We start from the raw sequence: 6,984 nt of genomic DNA on the forward strand, positions 1-6,984 counted from the left end.
GTCCAGGATTCCCTCCAGGTCCGTGGCCTCCTCCTTGTCCAGGATTCCCTCCAGGTCCGTGGCCGCCTCCTTGTCCAGGATTCCCTCCAGGTCCGTGGCCTCCTCCTTGTCCAGGTCGGTATCCATCTTCTGAGTCTTCACTATTATATTCAGGCATCATTTGGTCCCGTTGCATGTAAGAATTTTCACACAATATTGGACAGTCCATACAATAATTATATTTTTGCATTGGTAGTATCGTACTTAGTAACTTCTGATTTTTTTTACTCATACAAAAATCTCCATAAAATTGATTACAATACATAGTATGTTGAGATAATGAAAATGTAACTAAGGTTAATTACTTTAATCTACTATATATCTGATGAAAATTTTGAATATTTGAGAAAACCCTTATCCATATTTAACTCTATCATTCCTGTTTCATTCAAATATTCAACATAAGACCTCAACATTCTTTTCAAAATTGCATAACTGTATGTACTTTTTATATTAATATTAAAATTTTCAACAACAGCTTTCAAAATCTCATCCATTGTCATAACCCCATCTATAACAGCACATATTGTTGACGCTCTATTCTTATAGAAATCTATATTATCAGTTATAAGCTTTGTAATATCTGTATACATACCTTTGTGTGCCACTACATATTTGCTACATTTTAAATCATAAAGCTTTAATTTACTTAACAAATCCTCACTTAGTATATAAGCATATGGCATTTTAGCACCCCTCATGACTTCATAACTTATTAGGCTATCTCCTAAATATGCAACATCATCAGGAGTAACAATACATATATGCGCAGGACTATGTCCTGGCGTATGAAGAATTTTAAACTTAATACCATAAATACAAATACTATCTTGGTTATCTAAAATCATAATATCTGTTTCACAAACCATATTTCCAAAATGCTTCGTAACCTCTGATAAAGTTTGGCTACTGAAATAAAGCTTGAGATTTATCGTAGAACTGCAAATAAGAGCTTCATAAGCCGGCATTGCAATAATACAGTTATATTTTTCCTTCAAATATGCATTATTACCTACGTGATCTACATGAGAGTGACTGCATATTATCCCAACTACCTTGAAATTGTTTTTTTCTAAAAGCTCAGATATCCCTTCTCTTTCCCCTTGCGCCCATCCTGAATCCAACATAATAATTTCTTCATTATTAATTTTATAAAAAGGTATATATGTCATTCCAGTATCAATACAAAATGTATTACCCTTTATTTCTTTTATCTCCATGTAATATATCCCTCTCTTTTTATACTCTTTTATTTTTATTACCTAATCATACTCACTTTATTATAGCCTTTTTTCATTACCTTCACACTATTTACTAAAACTCTCTAATAAATAACTCTCACCTTAAACAAATGCATTTTTAATATGCTTTGAGATTACGGATTTATCCTTTGAAAAAGTTCAGCTGCCTGTGCTTGAATTGATATATTGAATATATAATGATATACTTAACATATGAATAGTTCATATGTTAAGTATATTTAATTAAGGAGAAAATTATGATTGATGTTCAATTTCAAGAAAACCTTATTGATTTATTGAAATCTGTTAATGGAAAGCTAAATGGTATTCTACATGATTTTTATGAGCCATATGGTTTAACCTCGGTACAAGCTAGCGTATTATTAGAATTGAATAAAAATGGGGAACAAAATATTACTGATTTATGTAAACATCTTTATATGGGAAAAAGTAATTTATCTCCATTATGTAAGCGGATGGAGAAAAGTGGATTTATAGAACGTGTTAGAAATTCAAAAGATGAGCGTTGTGTAAATATTAAAATGACAGAATATGCGCAGAGAATAACGGAAAAAGTAACAAAAACACTATCCGAAAGTATTATTCCAACATTAAATAAAATAGAAGAAAGTAAAAAAAATAGAATTGTGGATGGATTAAATATTTTAAATGAATGCTTATCAGAAAGGACGTGAGTAATAAATGATAATGCCTTTAATTATAGCCTCATCGGTCGTATTAATATGTATATTTTCCAGTAAAGTTTTATATAAATTTGGAGTACCCTCATTACTTATATTTATTCTATTAGGTATGGTATTTGGTTCGGAAGGAATTGTTGGAATTCACTTTGAAAATTACCATATTGCAGAGCAACTTGGAACGTTAGGTTTGATGTTTATAATTTTCTATGGGGGTTTTTGCACAAATTGGAAAATGGCAAAACCAGTTGTTGGAAAAGCTTTATTAATGTCAACTTTAGGGGTTGTTATAACAGCAGGGCTTACAGGTTTATTTTGCCGAGTAGTTCTTAAAGTATCTCTTTTGGAAATAGTAAAATTCAAAATAAAAAAAGTTTGGTTAAATTTTTAGATGGAATATCGTGGCTTATGCAAATAATGCTTTTCTTTATATTGGGGCTATTATCTTTCCCCTCTCATTTACAATCAGTTCTAGTCCCGGGGGTCTTAATTTCATTATTTTTAATTTTTGTTGCTAGACCTATTGCAACATTCTTAATTCTTAGTCCTTTAAAAATCCCTTTTAAACATCAATTATTTGTTTCCTGGGTTGGAATCAGAGGCGCATCATCTATTGTTTTTGCTATAATTGCTGTAACAAACGGAGCAGTTATAAAGTCTGATATTTTTCATATAGTATTCTTTGTAGCATTATTTTCAGTTACTTTGCAAGGCACATTAGTTGCACCAATAGCAAAGAAATTAGATCTCGTTGATAATGAGTCAGCTGTTTTAAAAACATTTAATGACTATCAAGAGGAATCAGGCACAAAATTATATGAATTAGAAATTTTTCCCGAAAGTAAATGGGCTAATAAAACTATAATGGATGCTAATATACCTGAGGAGATCTTAGTTGTAATGATAAAGCGTGCAGAAAAGGTAATACATCCTAAGGGAGCAACAATGATTAAAATTGGGGATGTATTAGTCTTAAGCGGAGACAACTTTGATGATATGATAATCTAATCTTTAAAAGACATAGTCTTAATAAATCTATCAGATCCAATAATAGAGTTCTTGAAAATGCCCTCTGCTCTGTCCGTATACTCTTCAGGGCTAAGCATTGAGGGACTAAAATGTGTTAATAGAAGTTCTTGTACGTGCCCTTCTAAAGCAAGTTCTGCTGCCTCGCTAAAGGTCATATGTTTGTTCTTTATAGCTTTTTCAATATCATCTTCATTACCATAAGTTCCCTCACAAATAAACAAGTCACTTGACTTAATAAATATAGTTATCTTAGGAATTGGTCTTGTATCTGTTATAAAACTAATCTTTATCCCTCTTCTTTCCTTTCCCATCACCATATCTGGGAAATAAGTTTTCCCCTGTTCATTTATAATCTCATTTTTCTGAAGTCTACTCCAAAATTTCTTTGGTATTTCATTTTTAGTTGCACTTTCAATATCAAATTTTGGTTTTCGATTAAAATAGAGGCTATAACCCAAACAATCAGTTGAATGTTCAAGTTCCAGCGTGGAAATTATTAAATCATTAAATTCTCCTACTGAAGAATTATCATAATTTAATGAAGTTTGTATTTTCACGGGTTCTTGTGGATCTTCTAAAATATTAAGTTCATAAGGAAGATAAGGCGCTACAACTGTCAGCCCTTTTACAATGTCTGTAATACCTTTAGGTCCAATTATAGTAATGGGCGACCTTCTACCACTGTTACCAATTGTTAAAAGAATACCTGGAAGTCCTAAAACATGATCCGCATGTCCATGAGTAATACAAATCACATCTATTGACTTAAACCCCCATCCAAGAATCTTCATGGATACCTGAGTACCTTCTCCACAATCCATAAGTATCTTTCTTCCTTTATAGCTTATAAGAAGTGAAGATAGATATCTTTGTGGAATTGGCATCCCCCCTCCACATCCTAGAAGTGCTAAATCAACCAATTAAATCACCTCATCTATATTTTTTCTTAAATTTGAATTTAAATTAATACTTATAATTAGTAATAACCTAAATGTTATTTACTAATACAGTACTAAATTCAAAACTTTCATATCTATGATGGGTTTTGGAATATTCAACAAGATTTTTCATTACTTCTTATGCATGCAGAAGATCAGTTAATGTCTGCAGAGACTATATTATGTCTTGCTAAAGAAATGTTATACATGCAAAATGAGATAAATGAGTTGAAAATACTTACACTAAAAGGTTAACATATATATAACAAATTTCTATAAATAATACCCAGCAAATCCATAATGGATTTGCTGGGTATTTCACAATTTTAAATAACTTAAATATTCTGTTTTCGCTCTATTTATAACCCTTACTTTTGTCTATTGCTTCATCTTTAATTTCTGATCTCATGCCATCAATTGCATCTTCTCTTCTCTCATTCTTTGCTTCTAATGGTTGTTTATTTTTCTGGTCCTCTGTTTGTTCAATAGCTTCCTCTGTAAGATTATAATTTTCAATAGTATTGCTAATATTTTCTTGAATTTTATCTACATTATCTCTTCTGTCATCTGGTTTGTTTTGCATAATTTCATATCTCCTTTATTTAATTTAATAAACTATTCGTTATTATTATATCTACAAAGATATTTATTATACGACAAAACATTTAAAAAAATAATTTATAATGAAAGTCTCAAATTACTAAAATCATATCATACCATTCAGCGTTTTTTGCTAATCATCCTTAGTAACAATATATATCTGTTCGTCTGCTTGAATACCCGCATAGATTAAATCCTTAATACCCGTTTCTTTTATCTATTGCCTCATCTCTAATTTCTGACCTCATATCATCAATAGCTTCTTCTCTTCTATCATTTTTTTCTTCTAAATTTTTTTTGCTTTTTTCATCATCTGTTTTTTCAATAGCTTTTTTAGTACGATGACAATTTTCAATAGTATTACTTAATTTTCCTTGAATTTTATCTACATTATCTCTTCTGTCATCTGGTTTGTTTTCCATCATAATTTTCTATCTCCTTTGTTTAATTAATAATTAATAATTTATCATTATTATTATATCTACAAAAATTTATTTTATCCGCCAAATAAAAACACATAGCAATCCACAAGAAAAGGTATAGCAAAATTAAATCTTGCTATACCTTTTATGAATTCTGTGTATAATATTTTTAAGATACTAAATATAATATTCTACAAAAACAAAAGAATATTCCTCTACTTTGCTATTTGGATATATGCTACATGTTATATTATCAAGGGAAGAATCAGATTAGTAAAATCATATCATACCACTTGGCACCACCATGTACTGATTCAGATATACCCATATTTGTATATCCGAACTTTGCATAATAATGAATAAGTTTCTCTTTACACGTTAGAATAATACCTTTGCGACCGGAGGCTCTTGATACTTCTATCATATAATTCATTAACTGTGCTGCAATTCCCTGGTTCCGATACTCTAATATTACATCAAGTCCAAAAATAGTCTGGTAACTTCCATTTGGAATATGTAGCTTAGAATTTTCATAGAGTTCATCATATATAACAGTTCCATTGATAACACAACCATTAATAAATCCAATAATTTCACCATCTATTTCTGCAACAAAAAAGTTTTCCGAAAACGTCTTAATACGTTGCTCTAGAGATATCCTTGTAGCTGCTTCTGCCACTGGAAAACAGCTTGCTTCCACTTTTGTTATATCATCTAAATCTTCTATGCATGCTTGTCTTATTTTAAGTTTCATGATAATTCTCCTTTTATATTAGTTCGTCAATTCACTTTATTATATCCTTTTTTCTTACCTTACACACTATTTACCAAAACATTATAATGGGCTAATCCATAAATATAATTAAAAAATAAAGAGTGAATTTAAATCTTAAATATTGGATTTAAATTCACTCTTTATTTATATATGCTTTAACTTTCCTTTACACCCTCGATATACTCAACATTTTCCATTTCTGATAAAGCATCTTCAATCGATATATCGTCTATAATCCTACAAGTGAGAATTTGACCTTTTTTTAAATTTTCATCCCACTCAAAATCAGTCATAACTGCATCAATTCCTAAATTCTCAGCCATATCTTTAGCACTTATATCATAACTATTATAATTATCTAAACCATCTTCAGATATTGTGATTTCATAGATTTTATTTTTCGTTGACATTCCTATCCCTCCATTAAACATAATAAAATATTTTTAGAATACTAAATATAATATTCTACAAAAAACAAAAAATATTCTTTTTTTTAATTTTTGGATATATGCCAAAATTATTTTTTATCGGGCAAATTTCTACATTTGTAAATCACGAACTACCATGTAGTATAGACAATCATGTCAAAATAATATTTCTTGGGAAATAATGTGTTAGGACAACTTTGCTGCTTCCTATGCCCGCCACTCGAAGTCATGATTTTCAAGCTTTACATAATTAAATTTTAGTCTAAAACATTTTTGTGTTAATATACCGTTTTCTAAAGAAAAATCTATTACTTGATCTAAAATTTGAACTAGCTTTTCTTTTTCTGAATCATGTATATCTAACTTTATTCCATATCTATATTTATTCTCTTTTGCTTTTGTTCTCCACAACGTATAACCTTTAACATAGATGTTTATATCAGCAATAACTATACTAAATTCTAACATTGTATCCTCCTCTATAGGTTCTTCAATATCAGTAATAAATTGAATACCATCTTGTGAGATATTGTCTACTAATATGGTTACCCACTGCGAGCTTCCATATTTATTACTAATTCTGTCCACTTTCATTTTTGCAATAAAGTTATTATTAAGTTCATATCTTTTATATATTCTTTTGTTAAACTTACCCATATTTTTTCTAATACTATAAACGAGCGAAATACGTTACAATTTATTCCATTATAAAATAATGTTAACTATCCTAAGCTATTTTTAATGTTTTAAAAATGGATTCAAGGGGAATTCCTAAGTCAGCTTGATTAAAAATCCAAGATACTCGTTCCTT

The 6,984-nt window shown here is 29.7% G+C and carries 12 protein-coding genes; 4 read left to right on the forward strand and 8 right to left on the reverse strand.

Annotated features, from left to right (window positions below; translation table 11 throughout):
- Both VIM70_RS03410 and VIM70_RS03415 read right to left on the reverse strand, forming a co-directional pair.
- A partial coding sequence (locus VIM70_RS03410; protein ID WP_331944131.1) for a hypothetical protein occupies positions 1 to 271 on the reverse strand: 271 nt, incomplete at its 3' end.
- An 82-nt stretch (positions 272 to 353) separates the two neighbouring features.
- The gene (locus tag VIM70_RS03415; RefSeq protein WP_331944133.1) at positions 354 to 1,259 is read right to left on the reverse strand and encodes an MBL fold metallo-hydrolase; all 906 of its coding nucleotides are present in this window, start codon (positions 1,257 to 1,259) and stop codon (positions 354 to 356) included.
- Positions 1,260 to 1,537: 278 nt separating this feature from the next.
- On the opposite strand from VIM70_RS03415, the gene VIM70_RS03420 reads away from it, so the two are divergent.
- From VIM70_RS03420 to VIM70_RS23375, 3 genes are read left to right on the forward strand one after another with little or no spacing between them, the layout of a single operon-like run.
- Entirely contained in the window at positions 1,538 to 1,975 is a 438-nt protein-coding gene (locus tag VIM70_RS03420; protein ID WP_331944135.1) for a MarR family winged helix-turn-helix transcriptional regulator, read from the forward strand.
- 7 nt (positions 1,976 to 1,982) lie between these two features.
- Entirely contained in the window at positions 1,983 to 2,372 is a 390-nt protein-coding gene (locus tag VIM70_RS23370; RefSeq protein ID WP_414648652.1) for a cation:proton antiporter, read from the forward strand.
- Positions 2,373 to 2,389: 17 nt separating this feature from the next.
- Positions 2,390 to 2,989 carry a cation:proton antiporter gene (locus VIM70_RS23375; protein WP_414648653.1) on the forward strand — a complete coding sequence of 200 codons (600 nt, stop codon included), beginning with the start codon at positions 2,390 to 2,392 and terminating at the stop codon, positions 2,987 to 2,989.
- On the opposite strand, the gene VIM70_RS03430 is transcribed toward VIM70_RS23375, so the two are convergent.
- Positions 2,986 to 3,930 (reverse strand): ribonuclease Z, encoded by a 945-nt coding sequence (locus tag VIM70_RS03430; protein ID WP_331944137.1) that lies wholly within the window; start codon positions 3,928 to 3,930, stop codon positions 2,986 to 2,988. The two genes, VIM70_RS23375 and VIM70_RS03430, sit on opposite strands and share 4 nt — an antisense overlap.
- Positions 3,931 to 4,062: 132 nt before the next feature.
- Between VIM70_RS03430 and VIM70_RS03435 the strand changes: the two genes are divergently transcribed.
- Positions 4,063 to 4,203 (forward strand): PTS lactose/cellobiose transporter subunit IIA, encoded by a 141-nt coding sequence (locus tag VIM70_RS03435; RefSeq protein ID WP_331944147.1) that lies wholly within the window; start codon positions 4,063 to 4,065, stop codon positions 4,201 to 4,203.
- 100 nt (positions 4,204 to 4,303) lie between these two features.
- Here VIM70_RS03435 and tlp (VIM70_RS03440) read toward each other — a convergent pair whose 3' ends face one another.
- The 5 genes from tlp (VIM70_RS03440) to VIM70_RS03460 all read right to left on the reverse strand — a co-directional run bounded on the left by tlp (VIM70_RS03440) (position 4,304) and on the right by VIM70_RS03460 (position 6,830).
- Entirely contained in the window at positions 4,304 to 4,531 is a 228-nt protein-coding gene (gene tlp / locus VIM70_RS03440) for a small acid-soluble spore protein Tlp (RefSeq protein ID WP_331944139.1), read from the reverse strand.
- A 214-nt stretch (positions 4,532 to 4,745) separates the two neighbouring features.
- Positions 4,746 to 4,970, reverse strand: coding sequence for a small acid-soluble spore protein Tlp (tlp, locus tag VIM70_RS03445; protein WP_331944149.1), 225 nt, complete (start codon positions 4,968 to 4,970; stop codon positions 4,746 to 4,748).
- 265 nt (positions 4,971 to 5,235) lie between these two features.
- Positions 5,236 to 5,724, reverse strand: a complete 489-nt coding sequence (locus VIM70_RS03450) for a GNAT family N-acetyltransferase (RefSeq protein ID WP_331944141.1) — start codon at positions 5,722 to 5,724, stop codon at positions 5,236 to 5,238.
- A gap of 176 nt (positions 5,725 to 5,900) precedes the next feature.
- Positions 5,901 to 6,155 carry a hypothetical protein gene (locus VIM70_RS03455; RefSeq protein WP_331944143.1) on the reverse strand — a complete coding sequence of 85 codons (255 nt, stop codon included), beginning with the start codon at positions 6,153 to 6,155 and terminating at the stop codon, positions 5,901 to 5,903.
- A gap of 225 nt (positions 6,156 to 6,380) precedes the next feature.
- Positions 6,381 to 6,830 carry a PilZ domain-containing protein gene (locus VIM70_RS03460; RefSeq protein ID WP_331944145.1) on the reverse strand — a complete coding sequence of 150 codons (450 nt, stop codon included), beginning with the start codon at positions 6,828 to 6,830 and terminating at the stop codon, positions 6,381 to 6,383.
- Between the last annotated feature and the right edge of the window lie 154 nt (positions 6,831 to 6,984).

Source organism: Clostridium sp. (assembly GCF_036569345.1).
Lineage (GTDB): Bacteria > Bacillota > Clostridia > Clostridiales > Clostridiaceae > Clostridium_AD.

What these genes read in the sequence shown, in the direction of transcription:
- tlp (WP_331944149.1), bottom strand. Translation starts at nt 4,970, where the DNA reads ATGGAAAACAAACCAGATGACAGAAGAGATAATGTAGATAAAATTCAA.
- VIM70_RS23375 (WP_414648653.1), top strand. Translation starts at nt 2,390, where the DNA reads ATGCAAATAATGCTTTTCTTTATATTGGGGCTATTATCTTTCCCCTCT.
- VIM70_RS23370 (WP_414648652.1), top strand. Translation starts at nt 1,983, where the DNA reads ATGATAATGCCTTTAATTATAGCCTCATCGGTCGTATTAATATGTATA.
- VIM70_RS03455 (WP_331944143.1), bottom strand. Translation starts at nt 6,155, where the DNA reads ATGTCAACGAAAAATAAAATCTATGAAATCACAATATCTGAAGATGGT.
- VIM70_RS03460 (WP_331944145.1), bottom strand. Translation starts at nt 6,830, where the DNA reads ATGGGTAAGTTTAACAAAAGAATATATAAAAGATATGAACTTAATAAT.
- VIM70_RS03415 (WP_331944133.1), bottom strand. Translation starts at nt 1,259, where the DNA reads ATGGAGATAAAAGAAATAAAGGGTAATACATTTTGTATTGATACTGGA.
- VIM70_RS03420 (WP_331944135.1), top strand. Translation starts at nt 1,538, where the DNA reads ATGATTGATGTTCAATTTCAAGAAAACCTTATTGATTTATTGAAATCT.
- tlp (WP_331944139.1), bottom strand. Translation starts at nt 4,531, where the DNA reads ATGCAAAACAAACCAGATGACAGAAGAGATAATGTAGATAAAATTCAA.
- VIM70_RS03450 (WP_331944141.1), bottom strand. Translation starts at nt 5,724, where the DNA reads ATGAAACTTAAAATAAGACAAGCATGCATAGAAGATTTAGATGATATA.